Source organism: Allobosea sp. TAF32 (assembly GCF_052113585.1).
Taxonomy (GTDB): Bacteria; Pseudomonadota; Alphaproteobacteria; order Rhizobiales; family Beijerinckiaceae; genus Allobosea.
Genome location: NZ_JBFRDM010000008.1, coordinates 128,438 through 151,218, shown reverse-complemented (window position 1 = coordinate 151,218; position 22,781 = coordinate 128,438). Strand labels below are relative to the sequence as shown.

Sequence of the window (22,781 nt, the reverse complement as noted above, 5' to 3'; positions counted from 1 at the left end):
TTTTGCGCTTGCCGCTGGGGGGCCGGATCTGTGGGCCGCTGCCGGTTGGGCAGCGGCCGCGTCGTCAGTGCTGGCCGAGATAAAGTTCGGCCGCCTTGGGATCGTCGAGCAGGCTTTGGGCGAGGCCGGCGAGGGCGACCTTGCCGCCGTCGAGGATGCAGCCATTGTCGGAGATCGCGAGCGATTGGCGCGCGCGCTGCTCCACGACCAGAACCGAGACGCCGAGCGCGGGCAGGCGTTTGATCAGGGCGAAGGCTTCGGCAACCTTGGCGGGGGCCAGGGCCGCCGTCGGCTCGTCGAGGATCATCAGCCGCGGGCGCGTCATCAGCGCGCGGGCGAAGGCGAGTTGCTGGCGCTCGCCGCCGGAGAGCGACCCGGCGCGGGCACGCTTGCGCTCGCCCAGCAGCGGAAACGCCTCGAAGAGCTCGCGGATGCGCTGTGCCTGATCGCGCACGCCGACGACGACCTGCAGGTTCTCCAGGATGCTCATCGAGCCGAAGACGTTAGCGACCTGCGGGACGTAGCCGATGCCGGCGGCGATGCGATCCTCGGTCGTCAGGGGCAGCAGGTCGCGCCCCTCGAACTGGATTCCGCCGGAGACGCGTGGCAGCAGGCCGACGATCGCCTTCGCCAGCGTCGACTTGCCGGCGCCGTTGGTGCCGGCGACGGTCAGGATCTCGCCCTTCTGCAGCGACAGCGAGATGCCGTTGAGGATGTCGACCTCGCCGTAGCCGCCGCGGACATCCTTGATTTCAAGCAGCGTCACGACACGCCTCCGAGATAGGCTTCGCGCACGACGGGATCCTCGAGCACGGCGGCGGGCGCCCCCTCGGCCAGAACCTTGCCGCGATCCATGACTGCGAGCCGCGGCACGAGGCGCGTCAGCGCCTCCAGATCGTGCTCGATGATGACGAAGCCGATGCCACGTGCATTCAGCTCCTCGATTCGCTCCATGATCTCGCCGATCAGCACGGGATTGACGCCGGCGAAGGGCTCGTCGAGCAGGATGAGCTTCGGCTCGACCATCAGGGCGCGGCCGAGTTCGAGCAGCTTCTTCTGGCCGCCGGAGAGCTTGCCCGATGGCACGTCGGCGACCTTGCCGAGCTTGAGGAAGGCGATGGTGCGCTCCACCTTCTCGGCGATCGCGGCCTCCTCCTTGCGGACCTGACCGGGGCGGAAGAACAGGCCGAGCAGGCTCTCGCCGGTCTGATCCGGGGCGGAGGCCATCAGGTTTTCGCGGACGGTCAGATGCGAGAACTCGCGCGGAACCTGGAAGGTGCGGACCATGCCGGCGCGAGCGCGCTGCGGCGGGGAGAGGGCGTCGATCGGGTCGCCGTTGAGCCGGATCTCGCCCGCATCGGCCGGGACGAAGCCGGAGATGACAGAGAACAGCGTCGACTTGCCGGCGCCGTTCGGCCCGATGATGCCGAACAGGGCGTCGGTCTCGATCGTGAGGCGCACGCCGTCAAGGGCCTGGAAGCCGCCGAAGGACTTGGTGATGTCGCGGATTTCGAGGGTCATCGCTTGGTGTAGTCCCCCATGAGCCCCTGCGGCCGATAGATGATGAACAGGATCAGCAGCAGGCCGACGAGGCCGATCCGGACGGAGGCCATGTCGACCTCGGAGATGCCCGGCACGATATCGCGGATGAAGCGCGAGCCTTCGAGGAAGGCCATCAGGATCACCGAGCCGATCACCGCGCCGGAAACGCGGCCGACGCCGCCCATGATGATCGCCATCCAGACATAGAAGGTGACGAGCGGGATGTACTGCTCGGGCACGATATAGGTGATGTAGTGGGCGTAGAAGGCGCCGGCGATGCCCGCGAGCGCGGCGCCGACAACCAGCACCTGGATCTTGAAGCGCGGCGGGTCCTTGCCCAGCGCCTGCACGGCTTCCTCGTTGTCGCGGATGGCTTCGATGATGCGGCCGAAGGGCGAGCGCGCGATCCGGCGGATCATCCAGGCGGCGGCGATCGTGACGGCAAGGATGGTGGCGAAGGTGGCGATCTGGCCGGCCGCGCCGCCGAGGCCGGAGTAGAGCCGCGGAATGCCGGGAATGCCCTGCACGCCTTGGGTCAGCCAGCGCTCGCTGGTCAGGACGATGCGCACAACCTCCGAGAAGCCGAGCGTGACGATGGCGAAGTAATCGTCACGCAGGCGCAGCGAGACCAGCCCGATCGGCCAGGCCGCCACTGCCGCAAACAGGGCCGCGCCCGCGAAGCCCACGATGAACGGCGCGCCGTTGAGCACGAGCAGTGCGCTGGCATAGGCGCCGATCGCGAAGAAGCCGACATGGCCGAAATTGATCAGGCCCGTGAGCCCGTATTGCAGCGTCAGCCCGAGGCTGAGCAGGACATAGATCAGCGCGATGATGCCGATCGCGACGAGATAGGCTTCCATCAGCGGACTCCCTCGACGCGGCCGAACAATCCGCGCGGCCTGACCAGCAGGACAGCGAGCATGATCAGGAACGCGATCGCGATCTTGTAGGTGAAGCCGACGAAGGGGGTCGAAACCTCCTGCATCGCGCCGAGGATGAGCCCGGCGACGACGGCGCCGACCGGCGAGCCGATGCCGCCGAGGATCGCGGCGGTGAAGGCGGGCAGCAGCATCTCCCAGCCGAATTCGGGGGTCACGATCGTCTTCATGCCGAGCATCATGCCCGCGATGCCGGCGACGGCGCCGGCGAGCAGCCAGAGCGCGATCATCACGCGGCCCGGGCGGATGCCGGAGACACGGGCGAGATCGCGGTTGTCGGCGACGGCGCGCATCTGCCGCCCGATCGCCGTGAGATAGAGCAGGGCGAAGACCGCAATCAGCGTGACGAGCGCGACCAGCGCCATCTGCAGGTCGAGCGGCAGGATGCGCAGCCCGCCGAAGACGTAGGGGCGCGAGAGCGGCACCTGGAAGACCTGCTGGCCATGGCCGAAGGCGACGCCGAGCGCGGCCCGCAGCACGAAGGCGACGCCGATCGAGGCGACGAGAAGCGCGACGACGGAGCGGTTGGCGAGTTTCCGGAACACGCTCCAATAGGCGAGCAGCAGCACGATGCCGGTCGCGCCGGCCGCGCCGAGCCCGGCGAGGATGAAGGAGCCGCTGGCCTTGTGGGCCGCCAGCGCCGCATAGGCGCCGAGCGTCATGGAGTCACCGGTCGCGGCATTGGGGAAGCGCGCGATCCCGAAGACGAGCGTGATCGAGAGTGCCGCCAGGCCGATGACGAGGCCCTGGAATAGCCCGTTTATGAAAAGCTGAGCGTAGAACATGGAGCAACCTGGTCGGGCATCGCCGCGGCCGGAGCCTGCGGCCCCTGCAGGCGATGGCCTGCAGGGGCGATGCGTCAGATGTTGACGACGTAGCGCCGGTTGAGCTTGCCGCCTTCGATGAAGAAGACGCCGAAGGATGGGGAGACATCGCCATACTGGTCGAAATCCAGCACGGAGGACGCGCCCTCATAGTTGATCTTGCCCTTCTTCAGCGCTTCCTTGCCCTCGGCATAGCTGTAGACCTTCGTGCCACCGGGGTTCGAGACCTCGCGGATCTTGGCGTTGATCGCCGCCGTCTCGGTGGAGCCGGCCGCTTCGATCGCCAGGGCGAGCGCATTGACCATGTCCCAGGTCATGGCGCTGAAGATGTTCGACTGGCCGGACTGCCCCGTCGTCTTCTCGTAGACCTCGGCATAGGCCTTGAAGGACGGCGCCGTCTCGTTCGAGATCGAATCGACCGAGATCACGCCTTCGACGACCTCCGGGCCGGTCGCCTTGACCAGATCGGGGTTGGCGGCCCAGCCGGGGATGATCCACTTGACCGGCTGCCCGGTCTGGAACCACTCGCGCATGATAATCGTGGTGTCCGACAGATAGGAGCCGGTGACGATCACGTCCGGGTTGGCAGCGAGGATCTTCTGCAGCTCGGAGCGGTAGGACGCCTGGTTCGGCTCGTAGACGACGCTCTCGACGACCTTGTTGCCCTTCGCCTCCCAGGCCTTGCGGAAGCCCTCGGTGTTGCCGATGCCGGAGGCATTGTTGAAGGCCATGGTGGCCGGGCGCTTGAAGCCCTCCTTCACGCAGATCTCCGCGAAGGCCCGTCCGAAGCGGTCGTTCGTCGCCTGGAAGCGATAGGACAGGCCCTTGGCATTGGCCGGCGGAACCGAGAGCGCCGGCGCGCCGGAGGTGTTCATCAGGATGATGTTGGCGTCGTTCGTCAGCGGCACGACGGCGAGGGAAACGCCAGAGGACCAGGTGCCGAGGATGGCCTGGACCTTGTTGACGTCGATCAGCTTCTTGGCGGCGAGGACGCCGGCCTGCGGGCTGGTCTGCGTGTCTTCCGAGACGACCTCGATCTTGCGGCCGGCCGCGCCGCCGGCGGCGTTCACGATCTCGGCGGCGGCGATGATCATCTTCTGCATGCCGGAGCCGTAGGGCGCGCCGGCACCCGTCACCGGGCAGAGCGCGCCGATGCGGAAGAGGCCCTGCGACTGGGCGCGCAGGACGGAAGGCGCAGCGATCAGCGCCGAAGCGGCGCCGAGCGTGCCGATGAACTGACGACGGTTGGTGGTCATGGCCTGTTCCCTTTTTGGTTAGTTCAGTTCGTTCTTGATGAAGTCGCCGTTCTTCATGATGACCGGCATGTTGCGCCCCTGTCCCGTCAGGAGCGAAAGATCGGCCAGCGGATCGCCGTCGACCACGATGAAGTCGGCATAGGCATCGGGCTTGATGGTGCCGATCTTGCCGGGCATCCCGATCAACTCGGCCGCGTTGACGGTCGCCGAGCGGATGACCTCGATGGCAGGCAGAACGCGTCCGCGGATAACGAATTCCTCCGACTGGTGCCGGTGCATGGCGCCGAGCAGATCGGTGCCATAGGCCATGGTCACGCCGGCCTCGCGCATGATCTCGAGCGATTCTAGACCGCGCAAGCGGACATCGTCGATCTTGGCGACGGAGGAGGGGGGCAGGCCGTAGGAGGCGCCTTCGTTGTTCAGCGCCTCATAGGTGACGAGCGTCGGGCAGGCGATCGCGCCCCGCTCGCGCATCAGGCGGGCGGTCGCGGCCTGGACGAGGTTGGCGTGCTCGATCGAGCGTACGCCAAGCTTCACGGCGCGGGCGATGCCCTCGTCGGTGTAGAGATGCGCAGCGACATAGGTCTGGGCGTTGTGGGCTTCCTCGACGATCGCGGCGATCTCCGCGTCGCTGAAGCCGAGGAAGGCGATGGGATCGGTCGGCGAGGCGATACCGCCATTGGCCATGATCTTCACGAACTGGGCGCCCTGGCGGATCTCGTCGCGGGCCGCGGCGCGGCAGGCGTCGACACCGTCGCAGATGCGGCCGAGCGAACCGAGCTGGTGGGTCTGGTAATCCGGCCGGCGGTTGTCGTAGCGGCCGCGGAAATCGGCATGGCCGCCGGTCTGCGACAGGGCCTTGCCGCAGATGACGAGGCGCGGGCCGACATAGAGGCCCTGTTCCTGCGCCTCGACGAGGGCGTAGGTCGCCCCGCCGACGTCGCGAACGGTGGTGAAGCCGCGGTGCAGCATCTCGCCCATCAGCTTCGCGGCCTGCAGCGCGACGAGCGCATCCGGGAGAAGCGCGTTCTGGCCGAAATTCGCGGAGTTGGCGATGACGTGGACGTGGCAGTCGATCAGGCCGGGCATCAAGGTCCGGCCCTTGAGATCGATGCGACGCGCGCCGGCATCGACGATCGGGCGGTCGGAAACCTCGCGGATCAACCCGCCCTCGACGCGCACGAAGCGATCGTGCTCGCCTTCCGCGCTGGTGCCGTCGAGCAGCCTTGCGTTCTCGAAAATGATCGCCTGTGTCATTGGTGTACGCCTTGTTCTGTCAGATCGGAAAGGGCGCCTGCGCCTGCGCGGCCCTGCTGCGAATGCTCGGCAAGAACCGTCTTCCAGAAGCCGAGAAGGCGCGCATAGTAGGCGGCGTCGTCGCGCAGGATGGTCTGCAGGCTCATGCCGCGCATCAGGCAGAGCGTGGCATTGAAGACCGCCTCCACCTCGGGCTTCTGCAGGCCGGTTCCGTCGAAGAAATCCTGCCAGGTGCCGTCGAGCGCCGTATGAAACTCCCGCGTCACCGAGACCAGCTGCTCACGCAGATAGCGATTGTGCCGTGCGGCGGTCACATGCTCGAGCGTGACCAGGAACAGCTTGCCGGAGAACAGCTCCCACATCCGATCGACAAAGTCGGAGAGGGACAGGCTGCCGGCTTTGACCAGTTCGGCGACCTGCCGGATCTCGCCGATCCAGCTATGGAGCAGATGGCTCACGGACTGGACGATCAGATCGTCCTTGCCGGAAAAATGGTGGTTCAGCGCGCCGCGGGTGACACCGGCCCGCCCCGCAATCTCCGACGTCGTCGCGAGCGCGTAGCCTCGCTCGACCAGCAGATCGAGCGTCGCGTCGATCAGGCGCGCCCGCGTTTCCGTCGAGCGTTCCTCTTGCGTCCGGCGCTGTTTGTCGGCTGATGGCGGCATGCCCGAACTCTAGCAGTTGGAAACAAACAGACAAGCATGCATGTTTGTTTTTTCCGATGTTGCGCACAGCGGCATTGGGAGGACACAAAGATGCGGTCAGCGAACGGAGCCAAGACGATGCGGATTACAATCGGCCATGAGGAATTCGAGGTTCGCATCGACGGGGCCGACTCGGCGCCCGCGTTGCTGCTGTCCAATTCGCTCAGCTCGGACATGTCGATGTGGGACGACCAGATTCCGCTTTGGTCGCGGCATTTCCGGGTGATCCGCTACGATCAGCGCGGCCATGGCCGCAGCATCGTTTCGCCGGCTCCCTATACGATGGAGCAGTTGGGCCGGGACGCGCTCGGCGTGCTCGATGCGCTCGATATCGAACGCGCGCATTTCTGCGGGCTCTCGATGGGCGGCATGGTCGGCATGTGGCTGCTGACGCATGCGCCGGAGCGGATCCACCGGGCCGTCCTCGCCAACACCGCAGCCTATATGGGCCCGGCCGATCTCTGGAACGGACGGGTCGCGGCGGCGGAAGGCGGGGGCATGGAGGCGCTCGTCGATGCGACGATCGCGCGCTGGTTCCCGGAGCCCTTCCGCGCCGCCGCGCCCGCGACCATCGAGCGGATGCGGGCCATGATCCTGAGGACGCCGGTCGCGGGCTACCAGGGATCGTGCCTGGCGATTCGCGACATGGATCAGCGGGAGTCGATCAAGGCGATCCGCAATCCGGTGCTCGTCATCATCGGGTCGAAGGATCCGGCGACCAAGCCCGCCGATGGCGAGACCATCGTCGCAGCGATCCCGGGCGCGCGCAAATGCCTGCTCGATGCGGCGCATATCTCGAACATCGAGCAGGCCGAGCAATTCGCCGCGGAGGTCGATGCGTTTCTCCGCTGATGGGAGGCGGGCTGCCGCGTCCCCTGCCGGCCAAGGTGGAGATCCCGTCAGCCGCCATCTGGCCGCATAGGCTCGTCACGGGATTTGCGCGATCATATGTGAAAAGCTGTCGATGACGCTTGGCCGCAGCGGCCAGGATCGCTTCTGATGGCAGCATCGCAAACGGACATGGCCGACCGATGACGCTCGCCCTGATCAAGCGCCTGCTCGAGCCGGCCTCGACCACCGTGATCGCCGGCGTCGGCGAAACGGATGAGCTGGCGAAACAAATCCAGGCGGGCGCCTATCGGGGCAAGCTGGTCGTGCTCTCCGGGGAGGACGATCTGCCGTCCATGCCGCCTTCCGATCTCGTCATCGCCCCCAGCGCGGCTGCGGAACGGGCGCTGGCTGCAGCCAAGGACCGCGGCTGCGGCGGCGTGCTGGTGCCGGATGGGGACGCTGCCGACCGCGACCGACTGGGTGCGGCAGCCCGTGCCGCCGGGGTGAGATTGATCGGGCCGTCGTCTCTCGGGATCGCTGCCCCCCGCCTCGGCCTCAACGCGACCGCGGTGCCCGTGCAGCTTTCAGTCGGCACGCTGGCGCTGGCCGCGCAGTCCAACTCGGTGGCTGCCGGCATCCTGGCCTGGGCGGGGCGTCGCGAGATCGGTCTGTCGGGGGCCGTGGTGGTCGGCGAGGGGGCGGATGTCGACATCGCCGATTGCCTCGATCATTTCGCCGCCGATCCGCATACGAGGACCATTCTGCTGGCCATCGACGAGGTCACGGATGCCGCGCGCTTCCTCTCTTCGGCACGCGCCGCTGCACGGATCAAGCCCGTGCTGGTTCTGAAGCCGCCACGTCTCGACGACAGCCTGTCGGCCTTGACACATGCGGGGCTGATCGTGACCAGCGATGCTGCGCATGACGCGGGATTTCATCGCGCCGGATTGCTGCGCGTAAACGATCTCGACGAGCTCTTCGCCGCCGCCGAGACTCTCGGCCGGGCCCGGGCGGCCGATGCGGGCCGGCTCGCCATCGTCAGCAACGGGGAGGGGCTGGCCGCCTTGGCCGCCGGCCGGTTCCGACAGGCGGCAGGCTCCCAGCTACGGCGCCGGGAGCCAGAGATCGTCCGCAGCCCGCAGGATTATCGCGAAGCGGTCTCGCGCCTGCTGGCGGAGGAAACGGTCGATGCGGTGCTGGCGCTCAACGCGCCGGTTGCGCCATCCGATCCGTTGGATTGCGCCCGTGCGGTCGTCGACGCCCACCGCGACGCGCGGGCCAAGCCGGTTCTCGCAGCCTGGGTCGGAGCGGGAGAGAGCGCAGCGGCGATCTTCGCCGCCGCCGGGATTCCCTCTTTCGCTACGGAGCAAGAGGCGGTCCTAGGGTTCCAGCACCTCACCCGTCATGCCCGGCTGATCAAGGAGCTGATGGCGACGCCGCCATCGGTCGATGACGACGACCCGCCCGACGTCGCCGCCGCCGAGACAATCATCGAGCGGGCGCTCGGAGAGGGGCGCAGCTGGCTCGAGCCGGATGAGGTGACGCGTCTGCTCGCCTTGTTCCGGATCCCGACGCTCGATCTCGTCATCGCCCCCGATGCCGAGGCGGCGGTTGCGGCAGCCAGGGCGCAGTTCGAGGCAGGACGAACTGTCGCGCTCAAGATCGTCTCCCCCGACGTTCCGCATAAATCGGATGTCGGCGGCGTCGAGCTCGACCTTGGCAATGAAGGCGCTGTCCGCGCGGCCGCGGAGCAGATGGCGGAGCGCCTACGCCGGCAGCGTCCGCAGGCCCGTCTGACCGGCTTCATGGTGCAGCCGATGGCGCACCGTGCCAAGGCGCGGGAGCTGATCGCCGGATTCGCCACCGATTCCTGTTTCGGCCCGGTGATCGTGTTCGGCCGGGGTGGAATCGCGGCGGAGCTGATCGCCGATACGCATGTCGCGTTGCCGCCGCTCGATCTTGCTTCGGCGGAGAACCTGATCTCGCGAACCCGCGTCTCGCGTATCCTGGCGGCCTATCGCGATGTCCCGGCGGCGGACCGGCGTGCGATCGCCACGCTGCTGGTCGCGTTGGGCAAGATGGCGTCCGAGCTGCCGCAGATCCGCGAACTCGATCTCAATCCGATCCTCGCAGATTCGCGCGGTGCCGTGGTGGTAGATGCGCGCATCGCGCTGGAACCCGACCCCGCCCGCCGCCGGCGTCCGGCGATCCGCCCCTATCCCGGGGCCTGGACGAGGCGCCTGGAGCTGGGCGAGCGGCGCTTTTCGGTCCGCCCGATCAAGCCGGAGGACGAACTCCTGATCGGCGCGATGCTGAACAGGGTGACCCCGGAGGATTTGAGGTTGCGCTTCTTCGCGCCGCTCAAATCCTTCAGCCACAACTTCCTCGCGCGCCTTACCCAGCTCGACTACGCGCGGGAGATGGCCTTCATCGCGACCGAGGATGGGAGCGGCGACGCCGCCGGCGCGGTCCGGCTGCATGCCGACCCCGGACATGTCGAGGCCGAATACGCGATCCTGCTTCGCTCGGACCTGAAAGGCATGGGACTGGGCCGCGCTTTGATGGTCCTGATGATCGACTGGGCCAGGGCAGAGGGCATCCGCCGCGTCCATAGCCAGGTGCTGGCGGAGAACGGGCCTATGCTCGCTCTCTGTCACAGTCTCGGCTTCGCAATCGTTCTCGATCCCGACGATGTTTCGGTCAAGCGGGTCACGCTGCGCTTGGATGGGCCAGGCCTTTCGGAGGCGGCGGAGAGGCCCTGAACGCGGTTGAAGGGAATGAGCGGCCGCGTTTGCGGACGCTCAAACCTAGGGAGACGGACGAAGCGCCGCTCTCTACCAGGGGCGTCGCGGCCCGGTGTCGATGTGGATCAGCCCGTTCCAGTAGACATGGTGCCCGCCAACCTCCGGCAGGCTGCGCACCCATTCCAGGACGATGCGCGGGCGCACGCCCGGGACACGGAAGTCCATCGCCTGGCAGCCCTTGTGATAGGAGCCGCGCCGCGCGCGCCAAGGCGGCCGCCAGGTCGAGGTCACCTTCACCGCACCATAGCGATCGGCAATCTTGCCGAGGGTCTGCTTCAACTGGTCGGGCAGGCAGGTGATCGAGGTGCCGGGGTCGGTCGAGATGCCCGGACGCTCGGGCTTCTCGTTCGGGTCGAAGTCGGGCTCGGCGCCGGCCTTCTGGCCCGGCGTCAGCTTCGGCCACTCCACGCCTTCGTCGTCGTCCGGTTCGCCGGGGGCGGGCGGGGTGCCTTCGGCGGGCGGTGTCATGGAGGCCGGGGTATTCTCAGGCGTTTCGGGCGCGGGAGCCGCGGGAGGTGTGTCCTGCGCGGTGCTGCGGATTGACGGCGCCGTCACGGGTGCCGCTGGGGGCACGACGATATCGGGCAGTTTCGGCGTGCCCTCCAGATCGAGATCGAACGGCCGCTGCGGTGGCAAGGGCGCGCGGACGCGCTCGCCCTCCTGGGCCATGGCAGACGTCGCGGAAAGCAGAAGAACAAGCGCCGGGACGACTCCGGCGCGCAGGCAAGCGGGCTTCATCGCGCCGCACGAACCACTGCCGGATTCGACTCAAAGGCAGGCTGAAACGGCTTGGGCATCGAAGGCCTTTCGGGCGTGGCAGGCTTGCCGGCCGGGAACGATTCGGCACGGCGAACGGGCTTGTGCCCGTCACAGCGGCTGAAAATACGCGTTTCCGACGGAATTCCGCCCGGAATGGCGGAGAGAGTGTGCGGACGCAGACGAATTCTGCCCCATCCTGCGCTGCATTCAACCCGCTCGCGCGATTGTGCGGCGCGGCGGAGTCTTGCTTCATTCTAATCGAGGGTCTAAGCGACTGGGCAGCGAGCCGTTACGCGGCCGTCCGAAGTGAGTTCGACCATGCAAGCTCTCCCGGTTCAGTCTCTTCTGACCGACTATCTCCCGCTGGTGCTGTTCATCGGCGTCTCGGCGGTCATCGGCCTGGCCCTGCTGATCGCCCCCTTCGCGATCGCCTATTCGAAGCCGGATGCGGAAAAGCTTTCGGCCTACGAATGCGGCTTCAACGCCTTCGACGATGCCCGCATGAAGTTCGACGTCCGGTTCTACCTGGTCTCGATTCTCTTCATCATCTTCGATCTCGAGGTCGCGTTCCTGTTCCCCTGGGCCGTCGCCTTCGGCAAGCTCGGCTGGTATGGCTTCTGGTCGATGATGATCTTCCTCGGCGTGCTGACCGTGGGGTTCGTCTACGAGTGGCGCAAGGGCGCGCTGGAGTGGGACTGACTGCCGGATAGCGGGGCGGACTTCCGCTTCATATCTGGCAGGCAAAGGTTCACGAGGATTAGGTCATGGCAATCACAGCGATCGATCGCGGCGACCCGCTCGTCGCGCCGGCACCGCGGGGGCTTCTCGGCCCGGACGGCAAGCCGGTAGGCACGCGTGATCCGTTCTTCGTCGAGATCAACAACGAGCTGGCCGACAAGGGCTTTCTCGTCACCGCCACCGACGATCTGATCAACTGGGCCCGCACGGGCTCGCTGATGTGGATGACCTTCGGTCTGGCCTGCTGCGCCGTCGAGATGATGCAGCTCTCGATGCCGCGCTACGATGTCGAGCGCTTCGGCTTCGCGCCGCGCGCCTCACCGCGCCAGTCCGACGTCATGATCGTCGCGGGCACGCTGACCAACAAGATGGCTCCGGCCCTGCGCAAGGTCTACGACCAGATGCCGGAGCCGCGCTACGTCATCTCGATGGGGTCCTGCGCCAATGGCGGCGGGTACTACCACTACAGCTATTCGGTTGTGCGCGGCTGCGACCGCATCGTCCCGATCGACATCTACGTCCCGGGGTGCCCGCCGACGGCCGAGGCGCTGCTTTACGGCGTGCTGCTGCTGCAGAAGAAGATCCGGCGCACCGGCACGATCGAGCGCTGAGCGCTCCGTCGGTCGATGCTGCAGGCGATGAAGGTGAGACGATGAGCGAAGCGCTCGTAAAACTCGGCGAAGAGATCAAGGCCGCGCTGCCCGGCGCGGTGACGGAGGCGGTCGTCGCTTTCGAGGAGCTGACGGTTCATGCTGAGGCGGCTTCGATCGTCGAGGTGCTGCGGGTGCTCTATAGCGAGCCGCGCTTCCGCTTCGTCAATTTCACCGACCTCGCCGGGGCCGACTATCCCGGCCGCGAGAAGCGCTTCGACGTCGTCTATCATCTGCTCGCGCCGCATCATAACCGGCGCATCCGCGTGAAGGTGCAGACCGACGAGGCGACGCCCGTTCCCTCTGTCGTCGACGTCTTCCCGGCGGCAAACTGGTTCGAGCGCGAAGCCTACGATTTCTACGGCATCCTGTTTTCCGGCCACCCGGATTTGCGCCGCATCCTCACTGATTACGGCTTTGAGGGTTATCCGCTGCGCAAGGACTTCCCGCTAACCGGCTTCGTCGAGGTGCGCTACGACGACGAGCAGAAGCGTGTCGTCTACGAGCCGGTGAAGCTCAACCAGGAATTCCGCAATTTCGATTTCCTCTCGCCCTGGGAAGGCACGGATTACGTGCTGCCGGGCGACGAAAAGGCGAAGGGGGCGTGATGGCGGCCGGCGCGGAAAAACTGTCCGGCGGCTGCCTGTGCGGCGCGGTGCGGTTCAGCGCCGTGCCGACGAAGCGCGAGATGGACGTCTGCCATTGCGGCATGTGCCGGCGCTGGAGCGGCGGGGTCTTCATGGCCGTGCCCTGCGGCGAAGTGGCAATCGAGGACGAGAGCCAAGTCGGCAGCTATGTCTCTTCCGACTGGGCCATGCGCCAGTTCTGTCGCAATTGCGGTTCGAGCCTGTTCTGGCGGCTGCGCGAGGGCGGGGACCATGTCGCTGTGGCCTTCCAGAGCTTCGACGACACCAGCTCTTTCGCGTTTCTCGAAGAGATCTTCATCGACGAGAAGCCGGCGCTCTATGACTTCGCCGGCGAGCGCCCGCGGCTGACGGGCGCAGACGTGATGGCGCGCTTCCAGGCGCAGCAGGAAGGCCGGCAATGAGCGGGCGCAACCTCAGCAACCTGACCGTGGCGGCCTGTGCCCTGGTCGGTGTCGGCTTGTCGGCTTGCCAGCCTGCCAGCAGGATCGGGCCCAACCGCGATGCTTCGACCAGCGTCGGCCAGATCACGCTGCATGACGGCAGCAAGGCTCGCTTCACTCTGGGTGAGATTGGTGTCGAGGTTCCGGCTGCGCGCATTTGGGCCGCCGCCTGCCCGAAGGAACTGCGGCTGAGCTTCTTCCTCCAGTCGTCCTCGTTCCGCGATCTCGCCCTGGAAGGGCAGGAGGCCGCCGGCCCCGAGGCCGTCAAGAAGGCGGAAGCGGAAGCCGAGCGTTTGTCCAAGCGGCCCGGGGGCTGCGCCACGATGCGGCAGCGGATTGTCGCGGACCCTGCCGCCAACAAATTTCTCGACCCGAGACGGGGCTAAGAGATGTCCGAGCATAATATCCGCAACTTCTCGATCAACTTCGGTCCGCAGCACCCGGCGGCGCATGGCGTGCTGCGACTCGTGCTGGAACTCGACGGCGAGGTGGTCGAGCGCGTCGATCCGCATATCGGCCTGCTGCATCGCGGCACCGAGAAGCTGATCGAGGCCAAGACCTATCTGCAGGCGCTGCCCTATTTCGACCGGCTCGACTATGTCGCGCCGATGAATCAGGAGCATGCCTATTCGCTCGCGGTCGAGCGTCTCGCCGGCGTGACCGTGCCGCGCCGCGGCCAGCTCATCCGCGTGCTTTATTCCGAGATCGGCCGCATCCTCTCGCATCTGCTGAACGTCACCACGCAGGCGATGGACGTCGGCGCCCTCACGCCCCCGCTCTGGGGCTTCGAGGAGCGCGAGAAGCTGATGATCTTCTACGAGCGGGCCTGCGGCGCGCGTATGCACGCGGCCTATGTCCGCCCCGGCGGCGTGCACCAGGACATCCCGGTCTCGCTGATCCACGACATCGCCGAATGGTGCGATCCGTTCCTCAAGGTCTGCGATGACCTCGAAGGACTGCTCAGCGACAACCGCATCTTCAAGCAGCGCAACGTCGATATCGGCGTGGTCGATCTTGAGACCTGCTGGAAATGGGGCTTCTCTGGCGTGATGGTGCGCGGCTCCGGCGCGCCATGGGATCTGCGCAAGTCGCAGCCCTATGAGTGCTACGAGGAGATGGAATTCGAGGTTCCCGTCGGCAAGAACGGCGACTGCTACGACCGCTACCACATCCGCATGGAAGAGATGCGCCAGTCGGTGCGCATCATGAAGCAGTGCTGCGAGAAGCTGCTGGCAGCCGATGGCGGCGGCCCGGTCTCTTCGCTCGACGGCAAGATGGTGCCGCCCAAGCGCGGCGAGATGAAGCGTTCGATGGAAGCGCTGATCCACCACTTCAAGCTCTACACCGAGGGCTACAAGGTGCCGGCCGGCGAGGTCTATGCCGCCGTCGAGGCGCCGAAGGGCGAATTCGGCGTCTATCTGGTCTCGGACGGCACCAACAAGCCCTATCGCTGCAAGATCAAGGCCCCGGGCTTCGCCCATCTCCAGGCCATGGATTTCATGTGCCGCAAGCACATGCTCGCCGACGTCTCCGCGATCCTCGGCTCCCTTGATATCGTCTTTGGTGAGGTGGACCGCTAATGTCCGTCCGTCGTCTCGCGCCTGATCCTGTCCAACCGGCCTCCTTCGCCTTCACCGCGGCGAACGAGAACTGGATCGACCAGCAGATCGCCAAGTATCCGGCCGGCCGCCAGGCTTCCGCCGTCATCCCGCTTTTGTGGAAGGCACAGGAGCAGGAGGGCTGGGTCTCGCGCGCCGTGATCGAGACCGTCGCCAAGCGCTTGGGCATGGCGCCGATGCGGGTGCTGGAGGTCGCGACCTTCTACACCATGTTCAACCTGCAGCCGGTGGGCGAGTATTTCGTCCAGCTCTGCGGTACGACGCCTTGCGCGCTGCGCGGCGCCGAGGCGCTGAAGAAGGTTTGCGAGGACGTCATCGGCCCGCAATCGACGGTGACTGCCGACGGCAAGCTCTCCTGGCTCGAGGTCGAGTGCTTGGGCGCCTGCTGTAACGCGCCGATGGCGCAGATCAATATCGACTACTACGAGGACCTGACGCCGGCGAATTTCCGCCAGCTCCTCGACGATCTCCGCAATGGCCGCCCGACCAAGCCCGGCCCGCAGAATGGCCGCACCGGCTCCGAGCCGGAAGGTGGCCCGCAGACTCTGACCGACAAGGCCCTCTATGACGGCTCGATGATCGGCGCCGGCGACTGGCAGAAGCGCATTGGCGAGCAGCGCAAGGCTGCTGCCGAAGCCGCTGCCGCCAAGGCTGCCGCCGAGGCGGAAGCGAAGAAGGCTGCAGAAGCCGAGGCGAAGAAGGCCGAGGCCACGCCGGCCGCGGTTGCCGAAAAGCCCGCCAGCGAGACGGCCGCCGCAGCCCGGCCGAAGCCGTCCGAGCCGACCCAGCCTTCCAGCGCCGCCAACGACACGCCGGCCGCCAAGGGCAAGGTCGAGAAGAAGGATGTTGCCGAGGCTGCCAAGCCTGCCGTTGCGGCAAAGGCCGAGTCCGCCGTCGAGGAGAGCAAGCCCGAGCTGCTGACCGCTGCGCGCGGCGGCGAGGGCGACGATCTCGAACTGATCTGGGGCGTCGGGCCGAAGCTGGCCAAGATGCTCAACGAGATGGGGATCTGGCACTATGACCAGATCGCCAAATGGACACCGGCGGAGCTCGCCTGGGTCGATGCACGCCTGACCGGCTTCAAGGGCAGGGCGGTGCGCGACGACTGGATTGCTCAGTCGAAGAAGCTCGCGACGGGCTGGCGCCCGGAGTCGAAGCTTGGCGACAAGCCGGCAGAGTGAGGCACTAGGACATGCTCGCAGATCGCGATCGCATCTTCACCAATCTCTACGGCCTGCACGACCGTACCCTGAAGGGTGCGATCCAGCGCGGCGCCTGGGATGGCACCAAGTTCCTGCTGGAGCAGGGCCGGGACTGGATCATCGACGAGATGAAGAAGTCCGGCCTGCGCGGCCGCGGCGGCGCCGGCTTCCCGACCGGACTGAAATGGTCGTTCATGCCGAAGCAGAGCGACGGGCGCCCGCACTATCTCGTCGTCAACGCCGACGAGTCGGAGCCCGGCACCTGCAAGGACCGCGAGATCATGCGCAACGACCCGCATACGCTGGTCGAGGGCTGCCTGATCGCCTCCTTCGCCATGGGCGCGCATGCGGCCTACATCTATATCCGCGGCGAATATATCCGCGAGCGCGAGGCGCTGCAGCGCGCCGTCGACGAGGCCTATGAGGCCAAGCTCATCGGCAAGGACAACGTCCACGGCTATCCCTTTGATCTCTATGTGCATCATGGCGCCGGCGCCTATATCTGCGGCGAAGAGACGGCGCTGCTGGAGAGCCTCGAGGGCAAGAAGGGCATGCCGCGGCTGAAGCCGCCATTCCCCGCCAATATGGGCCTCTATGGCTGCCCGACCACGGTGAACAACGTCGAGTCGATCGCGGTCGCTCCGACCATCCTGCGCCGCGGCGCGAGCTGGTTCTCGTCGATCGGCACGCCGAACAATGTCGGCACCAAGCTCTTCTGCGTCTCCGGCCATGTGAACAAGCCCTGCAACGTCGAAGAGGCGATGGGCATTCCCTTCCGCGAGTTGATCGAAAAGCATTGCGGCGGCATCCGCGGCGGCTGGGACAATCTGAAGGCGGTCATCCCCGGCGGTTCCTCGGTGCGCATGGTGCCGGCCGAGCAGATCATCGACACGCCGATGGATTTCGACTCGCTTTCGAAGCTGCGCTCCGGCCTCGGCACGGCGGCGGTGATCGTGATGGACAAGTCGACCGACATCGTCCGCGCCATCGCCCGCATCAGCCATTTCTACAAGCATGAGAGCTGCGGCCAGTGCACGCCTTGCCGCGAAGGCACGGGCTGGATGTGGCGCGTCATGGAGCGCATGGCGGAAGGCCGCGCCCAGAAGCGCGAGATCGACATGCTGCTCGACGTCACCAAGCAGATCGAGGGCCACACGATCTGCGCGCTCGGCGATGCCGCGGCTTGGCCGATCCAGGGCCTGATCGCGCATTTCCGTCACGAAATCGAGCAGCGCATCGACGACTATGCCGCCAACCCGCACAGCGAGCCTGTGCGCCTGATGGCGGCGGAGTGAGACCATGACGAAACTCCTCATCGACGGCATCGAGGTCGACGTACCCGCCGAGTACACGGTGCTCCAGGCCTGCGAGGCGGCGGGCGTCGAGGTGCCGCGCTTCTGCTTCCACGAGCGGCTCTCGATCGCCGGCAACTGCCGCATGTGCCTCGTCGAGGTGAAGGGTGGCCCGCCGAAGCCGCAGGCCTCCTGCGCCATCGGCGTGCGCGATCTGCGCCCCGGCCCGAACGGCGAGCCGCCGGTCGTCTCGACCAAGTCGCCGATGGTCAAGAAGGCCCGCGAAGGGGTGATGGAGTTCCTGCTCATCAACCACCCGCTGGATTGCCCGATCTGCGACCAGGGCGGCGAGTGCGACCTGCAGGACCAGGCCATGGCCTATGGCGCGGATACCTCGCGCTTCGCCGAGAACAAGCGCGCGGTCGAGGACAAGTATATCGGCCCGCTGGTCAAGACGACGATGACGCGCTGCATCCAGTGCACGCGCTGCGTCCGCTTCACCACCGAGGTCGCCGGCGCCTCCGATCTCGGCGCCATCGGCCGCGGCGAGGACATGGAGATCACCACCTATCTCGAGCACGCGATGTCGTCGGAGTTGCAGAGCAACATCGTCGATCTCTGCCCGGTCGGCGCGCTGACATCCAAGCCCTACCAGAACAAGGCCCGGCCCTGGGAGCTCTCGAAGACCGAGAGCATCGATGTGATGGACGCCGTCGGCTCGGCGATCCGCGTCGACTCGCGCGGCAAGGAAGTGATGCGCATCCTGCCCCGCCTCAACGAGGCGGTGAACGAGGAGTGGATCTCCGACAAGACCCGCCATGTCGCCGACGGCCTCAAGACCCAGCGCCTCGACCGGCCTTATATCCGCGAGAACGGCCGTTTGCGTCCGGCAAGCTGGAACGAGGCCTTCGCCGCCATCGCCAGCAAGGTGAAGGCCGCGAGCCCTGAGAGGATCGGCGCCATCGCCGGCGACCTCGCCGCGGTCGAGGAGATGTTCGCGCTGAAGGCGCTGATCGCCTCGCTCGGCTCAGCCAATCTCGACGCGCGCCAGGACGGCACGAAGCTTCATCCGAAGTTCGGCCGCGCATCCTACGTCCTCAACGCCGGCATCGCCGGCATCGAAGATGCGACCTCGCTGCTGATCATCGGCTCGAACCCGCGCCGCGAGGCGCCGATCCTGAATGCCCGCATCCGCAAGCGCTGGCTGCGCGGCGACTTCAAGATCGGTGTCATCGGCGAAAAGGCTGACCTGACCTATTCCTACGACTATCTCGGCGCCGGCCCGGAGACGCTGGCTGATATCGTCAAGTCGGCCGCCGCCGGCGGCGGCAAGCCGATGGTGCTGATCGGGCAGGGGGCTCTTGTCCGCGCCGATGGCGAGGCCGTGCTCTCGCTCGCCGCCAAGGCGGCGCAGTCGCTGGGCGCGATGACCGAGGACTGGAACGGCTTCGGCGTGATCCACACCGCTGCCGCCCGCGCCGGTGCGCTCGATCTCGGCTTTGTGCCGGGCGAGGGGGGGGTGGATGCGGCCGCCATGGCCCAGCCGGGCGCGCTCGACGTGCTCTTCCTGCTCGGCGCCGACGAGATCGAGGTGCCGGAAGGCGCTTTCGTGGTCTACCAGGGTACCCATGGCGACAAGGGCGCTCACCGCGCCGACGTCATCCTGCCGGGCGCGGCCTATACCGAAAAGTCCGGCACCTATGTGAACACCGAAGGCCGGGTGCAGATGGCGGATCGTGCCACGTTCCCGCCGGGCGACGCCCGCGAGGACTGGGCGATCCTGCGTGCGCTCTCCGCGGCGCTCGGCAAGACGCTGCCCTTCGACTCCCTGTCGGGCCTGCGCAAGGCGCTCTACGAGGCGCACCCGCATTTCGCGGCGCTCGACGGCCTCCCGGCCAACGACGCGGCCGAGATCGGCAAGCTCGCCGGCCTCGGCGGCAAGACCGACAAGGCGGGCTTCACCCCGGCCGTCAGCGACTTCTATCAGACCAACCCGATCGCACGTGCCTCTGCCGTGATGGCGGAATGCTCGGCGCTGGCTTCGGGCCGGCACCAGCAGGCGGCGGAGTAACCGGCCATGAACTGGGACCTCGTCCTCGATATCGCGATCATCCTCGGCAAGAGCCTGCTGCTGCTGGTCTGCCTGCTGGTCTTCATCGCCTATATCCTGCTCGCCGACCGCAAGGTCTGGGCGGCGGTGCAGCTGCGCCGCGGCCCGAACGTGGTCGGTCCCTGGGGCCTGTTCCAGAGCTTCGCGGACCTGATCAAGTTCGCGCTCAAGGAGCCGATTATCCCGGCCGGCGCGAACAAGGGTCTCTTCCTGCTGGCACCATTCATCTCTTGCCTCTTGGCGCTCGGCGCCTGGGCGGTGATCCCGGTGGCAGAGGGTTGGGCGATCGCCGACATCAATGTCGGCGTGCTCTACATCCTCGCGATCTCCTCGCTCGGCGTCTACGGCATCATCATGGCCGGCTGGGCCTCGAACTCGAAATATCCGTTCATGAGCGCGCTGCGCTCGGCGGCGCAGATGGTGTCCTATGAGGTCTCGATCGGCTTCGTCATCATCACCGTGCTGCTCTGCGTCGGCTCGCTGAACCTCTCGGCCATCGTCGAAGCCCAGCAGAACCGCGGGCTCGCCCATGCGCTCGGCGTTCCCTGGCTCAGCATCCTGAACTGGTACTTCCTGCCGCTCTTCCCGATGTTCGTCGTCTTCTTCGTCTCGGCGTTGGCCGAGACGAACCGGCCGCCCTTCGATCTGGCCGAGGCGGAATCGGAGCTCGTGGCGGGCTTCATGGTCGAGTATTCCTCGACGCCGTACCTGCTGTTCATGCTCGGCGAATACGTGGCGATCATGACCATGTGCTCGCTGACGACGATCCTGTTCCTCGGTGGCTGGGCGCCGCCGGTCGCGCTGCCGCCCTTCACCTGGCTGCCCGGCGTGTTCTGGTTCGCGCTCAAGATCTGCCTGGTCTTCTTCATGTTCGCGCTGGTGAAGGCCTTCGTGCCGCGCTACCGCTACGATCAACTGATGCGCCTGGGCTGGAAGGTCTTCCTGCCGCTCTCGATCGCGAGCGTCGTTCTGGTGGCGCTGGTGCTGCAACTGACTGGCTGGGGGCCGGTCGGCGGATGAGTTTGGCTGCGATCTCCGGAATTGCATTCGGCATGATCGCAGCACTGGTTCTTTACGGCTCCGCGTGCTGGTGGGCGCGGCGAAGCCGGATCTTCGACGCGCTGGACGTGGCGCTCGGAGGGGCGGTGGCCGCCGCGGTCTTCGGTGGCTTCGGCGGATACAAGGCCGTTCAGTGGCTCGGGCTGCTGACGGCATGAATATGGCGGGTTGGCTCGGTGCCTTGATCGGCTTCGGGCTGGGTCTGCTAGAATACCGGCTGATGACGGCCGTGGTGATCGGGGCGCTCAGGCGCGCGGATCACTCCACGACCGAGGCCGAGAAGAATGATTATGAGCGCCGCATCCGCATCCTGCGGTGGGCGCTGATGGCAATCACGATCGGCTTCACGCCGATCCTGGGTTTCGTGATCGGCCGGACTTTGTTCGGCTGAGGATGGAAGGACGAAGGCGATGTCACTCGCGCAAGCCGCAAGGGGCCTGCTGCTGAAGGAGTTCGTCGGGGCGATCGGCCTGTCGATGCGCTACTTCTTCAAGCCGAAGGCGACGCTGAACTACCCGTTCGAGAAGGGCCAGCTCTCGCCACGTTTCCGTGGCGAGCACGCGCTGCGCCGCTATCCGAACGGCGAGGAGCGCTGCATCGCGTGCAAGCTCTGCGAGGCGATCTGCCCGGCGCAGGCCATCACCATCGAGGCCGGCCCGCGCCGCAACGACGGCACGCGCCGCACCACCCGTTACGACATCGACATGACGAAGTGCATCTATTGCGGCTTCTGCCAGGAGGCCTGCCCGGTCGATGCCATCGTCGAGGGGCCGAATTTCGAGTTCGCGACCGAGACCCGCGAGGAGCTGTTCTACGACAAGGACAAGCTGCTCGCGAACGGCGCGCGCTGGGAACGCGAGATTGCGCGCAACATCGCGATGGATGCGCCGTATCGGTAGCTGCCGTCATGCTCGGGCTTGACCCGAGCATCTCGTGCAGGAAGAGGCTCCGACGCCTCGTTCTGCCAGAGATTCTCGGGTCTGCGCTTCGCTTCGCCCGAGAATGACGTCCTAGAACGAGACCAGACCCGCCGCGCGGTTGTCGCGCCCGGCGGGCCTGATTATAGACGCTCCAAATTGCTCCGGGACCCCGAGTCCCGGCGCACGAACCAAACGAGGACCGCACCGAAAAGGGGCGGGAAGGGCTGGCCGAGATGAATGCCGCAGCGGCTTTCTTCTATCTCTTTGCAGGCGTTACCGTGGCATCTGCCTTCATGGTGGTAGCCTCGCGCAATCCCGTGCACTCGGTGCTGTTCCTGATCCTGGCCTTCGTCAACGCGGCCGGGCTGTTCATGCTGCTCGGCGCCGAGTTCCTCGCGATGCTGCTGGTCGTCGTCTATGTCGGCGCGGTCGCGGTGCTCTTCCTCTTCGTCGTGATGATGCTCGACGTCGATTTCGCCGAGTTCCGCCAGGGGTTCCTGAACTATCTACCGGTGGGGGCGCTGATCGGCTTCATCTTCGCCGTCGAACTGCTGCTGGTCGTCGGCGCCTGGGTGATCGACCCGCAGATCGTCAAGGCGCCGGTCGCCGCGATCCCCGCCGGCATGACCAATACCGAGGCGCTCGGCCGCGTGCTCTACACCCAGTATGTCTACTACTTCCAGGCGGCGGGTCTCGTGCTGCTGGTCGCCATGATCGGCGCGATCGTGCTGACGCTGCGCGAGCGCCACGGTATCAAGCGCCAGCACGTCCCGACCCAGAACGCCCGTACCAAGGACGCGGCGATGGAGGTCAAGCAGGTGCCCTCGCGCGCCGGCGTTCCCGAGGAGATGGCATGATGACGATCGGACTGGGCCATTATCTCGCCGTCAGCGCCATCCTGTTCACGCTCGGCGTGCTCGGCATCTTCATCAACCGCAAGAACGTCATCGTCATCCTGATGTCGGTCGAGCTCATCCTGCTCTCGGTCAACCTGAACTTCGTCGCCTTCTCGAGCTTCCTGAACGACATCGTCGGACAGGTCTTCGCGCTGCTGGTGCTCACGGTGGCGGCGGCTGAGGCCGCGATCGGCCTCGCCATTCTCGTCGTCTACTTCCGCAACCGCGGCACGATCGCGGTGGAAGACATCAACATGATGAAAGGCTGAGCGCTGCCTGGCGCCTGGACCTCA

Annotated in this window: 25 protein-coding genes; 17 read left to right on the top strand and 8 right to left on the bottom strand. The window is 66.5% G+C overall.

Annotated features, from left to right (window positions below):
- Window positions 1–64: 64 nt before the first annotated feature.
- The 7 genes from AB4Z16_RS17815 to AB4Z16_RS17785 form a co-directional block, all read right to left on the bottom strand.
- Window positions 65–766, bottom strand: coding sequence for an ABC transporter ATP-binding protein (locus AB4Z16_RS17815; RefSeq protein WP_441512697.1), 702 nt, complete (start codon window positions 764–766; stop codon window positions 65–67).
- Complete coding sequence (locus AB4Z16_RS17810) at window positions 763–1,521, bottom strand: ABC transporter ATP-binding protein (RefSeq protein WP_441512696.1); 759 nt, start codon at window positions 1,519–1,521, stop codon at window positions 763–765. The genes AB4Z16_RS17815 and AB4Z16_RS17810 overlap by 4 nt, the downstream gene beginning before the upstream one ends.
- Window positions 1,518–2,402: a branched-chain amino acid ABC transporter permease gene (locus tag AB4Z16_RS17805; RefSeq protein WP_441512695.1), complete on the bottom strand. Its 885-nt coding sequence runs from the start codon at window positions 2,400–2,402 to the stop codon at window positions 1,518–1,520. Before AB4Z16_RS17805 ends, AB4Z16_RS17810 begins: the two co-directional genes overlap by 4 nt.
- Entirely contained in the window at window positions 2,402–3,265 is an 864-nt protein-coding gene (locus AB4Z16_RS17800) for a branched-chain amino acid ABC transporter permease (protein WP_441512694.1), read from the bottom strand. The genes AB4Z16_RS17805 and AB4Z16_RS17800 overlap by 1 nt, the downstream gene beginning before the upstream one ends.
- A gap of 74 nt (window positions 3,266–3,339) precedes the next feature.
- Window positions 3,340–4,560 (bottom strand): ABC transporter substrate-binding protein, encoded by a 1,221-nt coding sequence (locus AB4Z16_RS17795; RefSeq protein ID WP_441512693.1) that lies wholly within the window; start codon window positions 4,558–4,560, stop codon window positions 3,340–3,342.
- Window positions 4,561–4,578: 18 nt separating this feature from the next.
- Window positions 4,579–5,817, bottom strand: coding sequence for a metal-dependent hydrolase family protein (locus AB4Z16_RS17790; protein WP_441512692.1), 1,239 nt, complete (start codon window positions 5,815–5,817; stop codon window positions 4,579–4,581).
- A complete protein-coding gene (locus AB4Z16_RS17785) occupies window positions 5,814–6,482 on the bottom strand; it encodes a TetR/AcrR family transcriptional regulator (RefSeq protein WP_441512691.1) in 669 nt (222 codons plus the stop codon). The genes AB4Z16_RS17790 and AB4Z16_RS17785 overlap by 4 nt, the downstream gene beginning before the upstream one ends.
- Before the next feature lie 117 nt (window positions 6,483–6,599).
- Between AB4Z16_RS17785 and pcaD the strand changes: the two genes are divergently transcribed.
- Together pcaD and AB4Z16_RS17775 are read left to right on the top strand one after the other, a co-directional pair.
- Entirely contained in the window at window positions 6,600–7,373 is a 774-nt protein-coding gene (gene pcaD / locus AB4Z16_RS17780) for a 3-oxoadipate enol-lactonase (RefSeq protein ID WP_441512690.1), read from the top strand.
- 179 nt (window positions 7,374–7,552) lie between these two features.
- Complete coding sequence (locus AB4Z16_RS17775; protein ID WP_441512689.1) at window positions 7,553–10,114, top strand: bifunctional acetate--CoA ligase family protein/GNAT family N-acetyltransferase; 2,562 nt, start codon at window positions 7,553–7,555, stop codon at window positions 10,112–10,114.
- Window positions 10,115–10,186: 72 nt separating this feature from the next.
- Here AB4Z16_RS17775 and AB4Z16_RS17770 read toward each other — a convergent pair whose 3' ends face one another.
- A complete protein-coding gene (locus AB4Z16_RS17770; protein ID WP_441512688.1) occupies window positions 10,187–10,825 on the bottom strand; it encodes a YcbK family protein in 639 nt (212 codons plus the stop codon).
- Between the two features lie 408 nt (window positions 10,826–11,233).
- Here AB4Z16_RS17770 and AB4Z16_RS17765 point away from each other — a divergent pair, with 408 nt between their 5' ends.
- The 15 genes from AB4Z16_RS17765 (at window position 11,234) to nuoK (ending at window position 22,757) form a co-directional block, all read left to right on the top strand.
- Window positions 11,234–11,614, top strand: a complete 381-nt coding sequence (locus tag AB4Z16_RS17765; protein ID WP_441512687.1) for an NADH-quinone oxidoreductase subunit A — start codon at window positions 11,234–11,236, stop codon at window positions 11,612–11,614.
- Between the two features lie 65 nt (window positions 11,615–11,679).
- Window positions 11,680–12,264: a NuoB/complex I 20 kDa subunit family protein gene (locus AB4Z16_RS17760; RefSeq protein WP_149128770.1), complete on the top strand. Its 585-nt coding sequence runs from the start codon at window positions 11,680–11,682 to the stop codon at window positions 12,262–12,264.
- Between the two features lie 41 nt (window positions 12,265–12,305).
- The gene (locus tag AB4Z16_RS17755) at window positions 12,306–12,911 is read left to right on the top strand and encodes an NADH-quinone oxidoreductase subunit C (protein WP_441512686.1); all 606 of its coding nucleotides are present in this window, start codon (window positions 12,306–12,308) and stop codon (window positions 12,909–12,911) included.
- On the top strand, window positions 12,911–13,351 hold the full coding sequence (locus tag AB4Z16_RS17750; protein WP_441512685.1) for a GFA family protein: 441 nt from the start codon (window positions 12,911–12,913) through the stop codon (window positions 13,349–13,351). Before AB4Z16_RS17755 ends, AB4Z16_RS17750 begins: the two co-directional genes overlap by 1 nt.
- The gene (locus AB4Z16_RS17745) at window positions 13,348–13,776 is read left to right on the top strand and encodes a hypothetical protein (RefSeq protein WP_441512684.1); all 429 of its coding nucleotides are present in this window, start codon (window positions 13,348–13,350) and stop codon (window positions 13,774–13,776) included. The genes AB4Z16_RS17750 and AB4Z16_RS17745 overlap by 4 nt, the downstream gene beginning before the upstream one ends.
- Window positions 13,777–13,779: 3 nt before the next feature.
- Window positions 13,780–14,970, top strand: a complete 1,191-nt coding sequence (locus tag AB4Z16_RS17740) for an NADH-quinone oxidoreductase subunit D (protein WP_441512683.1) — start codon at window positions 13,780–13,782, stop codon at window positions 14,968–14,970.
- Window positions 14,970–16,190 carry an NADH-quinone oxidoreductase subunit NuoE gene (nuoE, locus tag AB4Z16_RS17735; protein WP_441512682.1) on the top strand — a complete coding sequence of 407 codons (1,221 nt, stop codon included), beginning with the start codon at window positions 14,970–14,972 and terminating at the stop codon, window positions 16,188–16,190. The genes AB4Z16_RS17740 and nuoE overlap by 1 nt, the downstream gene beginning before the upstream one ends.
- Window positions 16,191–16,201: 11 nt before the next feature.
- Complete coding sequence (gene nuoF / locus AB4Z16_RS17730; protein ID WP_441512681.1) at window positions 16,202–17,506, top strand: NADH-quinone oxidoreductase subunit NuoF; 1,305 nt, start codon at window positions 16,202–16,204, stop codon at window positions 17,504–17,506.
- Between the two features lie 4 nt (window positions 17,507–17,510).
- A complete protein-coding gene (gene nuoG, locus AB4Z16_RS17725) occupies window positions 17,511–19,574 on the top strand; it encodes an NADH-quinone oxidoreductase subunit NuoG (RefSeq protein WP_441512680.1) in 2,064 nt (687 codons plus the stop codon).
- A gap of 6 nt (window positions 19,575–19,580) precedes the next feature.
- Complete coding sequence (gene nuoH / locus AB4Z16_RS17720) at window positions 19,581–20,633, top strand: NADH-quinone oxidoreductase subunit NuoH (protein ID WP_441512679.1); 1,053 nt, start codon at window positions 19,581–19,583, stop codon at window positions 20,631–20,633.
- A gap of 32 nt (window positions 20,634–20,665) precedes the next feature.
- Window positions 20,666–20,830 (top strand): hypothetical protein, encoded by a 165-nt coding sequence (locus AB4Z16_RS17715; protein ID WP_441512678.1) that lies wholly within the window; start codon window positions 20,666–20,668, stop codon window positions 20,828–20,830.
- Complete coding sequence (locus tag AB4Z16_RS17710) at window positions 20,827–21,063, top strand: hypothetical protein (RefSeq protein WP_441512677.1); 237 nt, start codon at window positions 20,827–20,829, stop codon at window positions 21,061–21,063. The genes AB4Z16_RS17715 and AB4Z16_RS17710 overlap by 4 nt, the downstream gene beginning before the upstream one ends.
- Before the next feature lie 19 nt (window positions 21,064–21,082).
- Complete coding sequence (nuoI, locus tag AB4Z16_RS17705; protein WP_038367698.1) at window positions 21,083–21,571, top strand: NADH-quinone oxidoreductase subunit NuoI; 489 nt, start codon at window positions 21,083–21,085, stop codon at window positions 21,569–21,571.
- A gap of 254 nt (window positions 21,572–21,825) precedes the next feature.
- Window positions 21,826–22,449 carry an NADH-quinone oxidoreductase subunit J gene (locus tag AB4Z16_RS17700; protein WP_441512676.1) on the top strand — a complete coding sequence of 208 codons (624 nt, stop codon included), beginning with the start codon at window positions 21,826–21,828 and terminating at the stop codon, window positions 22,447–22,449.
- Window positions 22,449–22,757, top strand: coding sequence for an NADH-quinone oxidoreductase subunit NuoK (gene nuoK / locus AB4Z16_RS17695; protein ID WP_061968159.1), 309 nt, complete (start codon window positions 22,449–22,451; stop codon window positions 22,755–22,757). The genes AB4Z16_RS17700 and nuoK overlap by 1 nt, the downstream gene beginning before the upstream one ends.
- Window positions 22,758–22,781 lie beyond the last annotated feature (24 nt).

Bases quoted from the DNA above. Each gene is read 5' to 3' on its own strand.
- AB4Z16_RS17805 (WP_441512695.1), bottom strand. From the start codon at position 2,402: ATGGAAGCCTATCTCGTCGCGATCGGCATCATCGCGCTGATCTATGTC.
- AB4Z16_RS17740 (WP_441512683.1), top strand. From the start codon at position 13,780: ATGTCCGAGCATAATATCCGCAACTTCTCGATCAACTTCGGTCCGCAG.
- AB4Z16_RS17790 (WP_441512692.1), bottom strand. From the start codon at position 5,817: ATGACACAGGCGATCATTTTCGAGAACGCAAGGCTGCTCGACGGCACC.
- AB4Z16_RS17700 (WP_441512676.1), top strand. From the start codon at position 21,826: ATGAATGCCGCAGCGGCTTTCTTCTATCTCTTTGCAGGCGTTACCGTG.
- AB4Z16_RS17775 (WP_441512689.1), top strand. From the start codon at position 7,553: ATGACGCTCGCCCTGATCAAGCGCCTGCTCGAGCCGGCCTCGACCACC.
- nuoI (WP_038367698.1), top strand. From the start codon at position 21,083: ATGTCACTCGCGCAAGCCGCAAGGGGCCTGCTGCTGAAGGAGTTCGTC.
- AB4Z16_RS17745 (WP_441512684.1), top strand. From the start codon at position 13,348: ATGAGCGGGCGCAACCTCAGCAACCTGACCGTGGCGGCCTGTGCCCTG.
- AB4Z16_RS17765 (WP_441512687.1), top strand. From the start codon at position 11,234: ATGCAAGCTCTCCCGGTTCAGTCTCTTCTGACCGACTATCTCCCGCTG.
- nuoE (WP_441512682.1), top strand. From the start codon at position 14,970: ATGTCCGTCCGTCGTCTCGCGCCTGATCCTGTCCAACCGGCCTCCTTC.
- AB4Z16_RS17810 (WP_441512696.1), bottom strand. From the start codon at position 1,521: ATGACCCTCGAAATCCGCGACATCACCAAGTCCTTCGGCGGCTTCCAG.
- AB4Z16_RS17755 (WP_441512686.1), top strand. From the start codon at position 12,306: ATGAGCGAAGCGCTCGTAAAACTCGGCGAAGAGATCAAGGCCGCGCTG.
- nuoK (WP_061968159.1), top strand. From the start codon at position 22,449: ATGACGATCGGACTGGGCCATTATCTCGCCGTCAGCGCCATCCTGTTC.
- pcaD (WP_441512690.1), top strand. From the start codon at position 6,600: ATGCGGATTACAATCGGCCATGAGGAATTCGAGGTTCGCATCGACGGG.
- nuoG (WP_441512680.1), top strand. From the start codon at position 17,511: ATGACGAAACTCCTCATCGACGGCATCGAGGTCGACGTACCCGCCGAG.
- AB4Z16_RS17760 (WP_149128770.1), top strand. From the start codon at position 11,680: ATGGCAATCACAGCGATCGATCGCGGCGACCCGCTCGTCGCGCCGGCA.
- nuoF (WP_441512681.1), top strand. From the start codon at position 16,202: ATGCTCGCAGATCGCGATCGCATCTTCACCAATCTCTACGGCCTGCAC.
- AB4Z16_RS17800 (WP_441512694.1), bottom strand. From the start codon at position 3,265: ATGTTCTACGCTCAGCTTTTCATAAACGGGCTATTCCAGGGCCTCGTC.
- nuoH (WP_441512679.1), top strand. From the start codon at position 19,581: ATGAACTGGGACCTCGTCCTCGATATCGCGATCATCCTCGGCAAGAGC.
- AB4Z16_RS17710 (WP_441512677.1), top strand. From the start codon at position 20,827: ATGAATATGGCGGGTTGGCTCGGTGCCTTGATCGGCTTCGGGCTGGGT.
- AB4Z16_RS17785 (WP_441512691.1), bottom strand. From the start codon at position 6,482: ATGCCGCCATCAGCCGACAAACAGCGCCGGACGCAAGAGGAACGCTCG.
- AB4Z16_RS17715 (WP_441512678.1), top strand. From the start codon at position 20,666: ATGATCGCAGCACTGGTTCTTTACGGCTCCGCGTGCTGGTGGGCGCGG.
- AB4Z16_RS17750 (WP_441512685.1), top strand. From the start codon at position 12,911: ATGGCGGCCGGCGCGGAAAAACTGTCCGGCGGCTGCCTGTGCGGCGCG.
- AB4Z16_RS17795 (WP_441512693.1), bottom strand. From the start codon at position 4,560: ATGACCACCAACCGTCGTCAGTTCATCGGCACGCTCGGCGCCGCTTCG.
- AB4Z16_RS17770 (WP_441512688.1), bottom strand. From the start codon at position 10,825: ATGGCCCAGGAGGGCGAGCGCGTCCGCGCGCCCTTGCCACCGCAGCGG.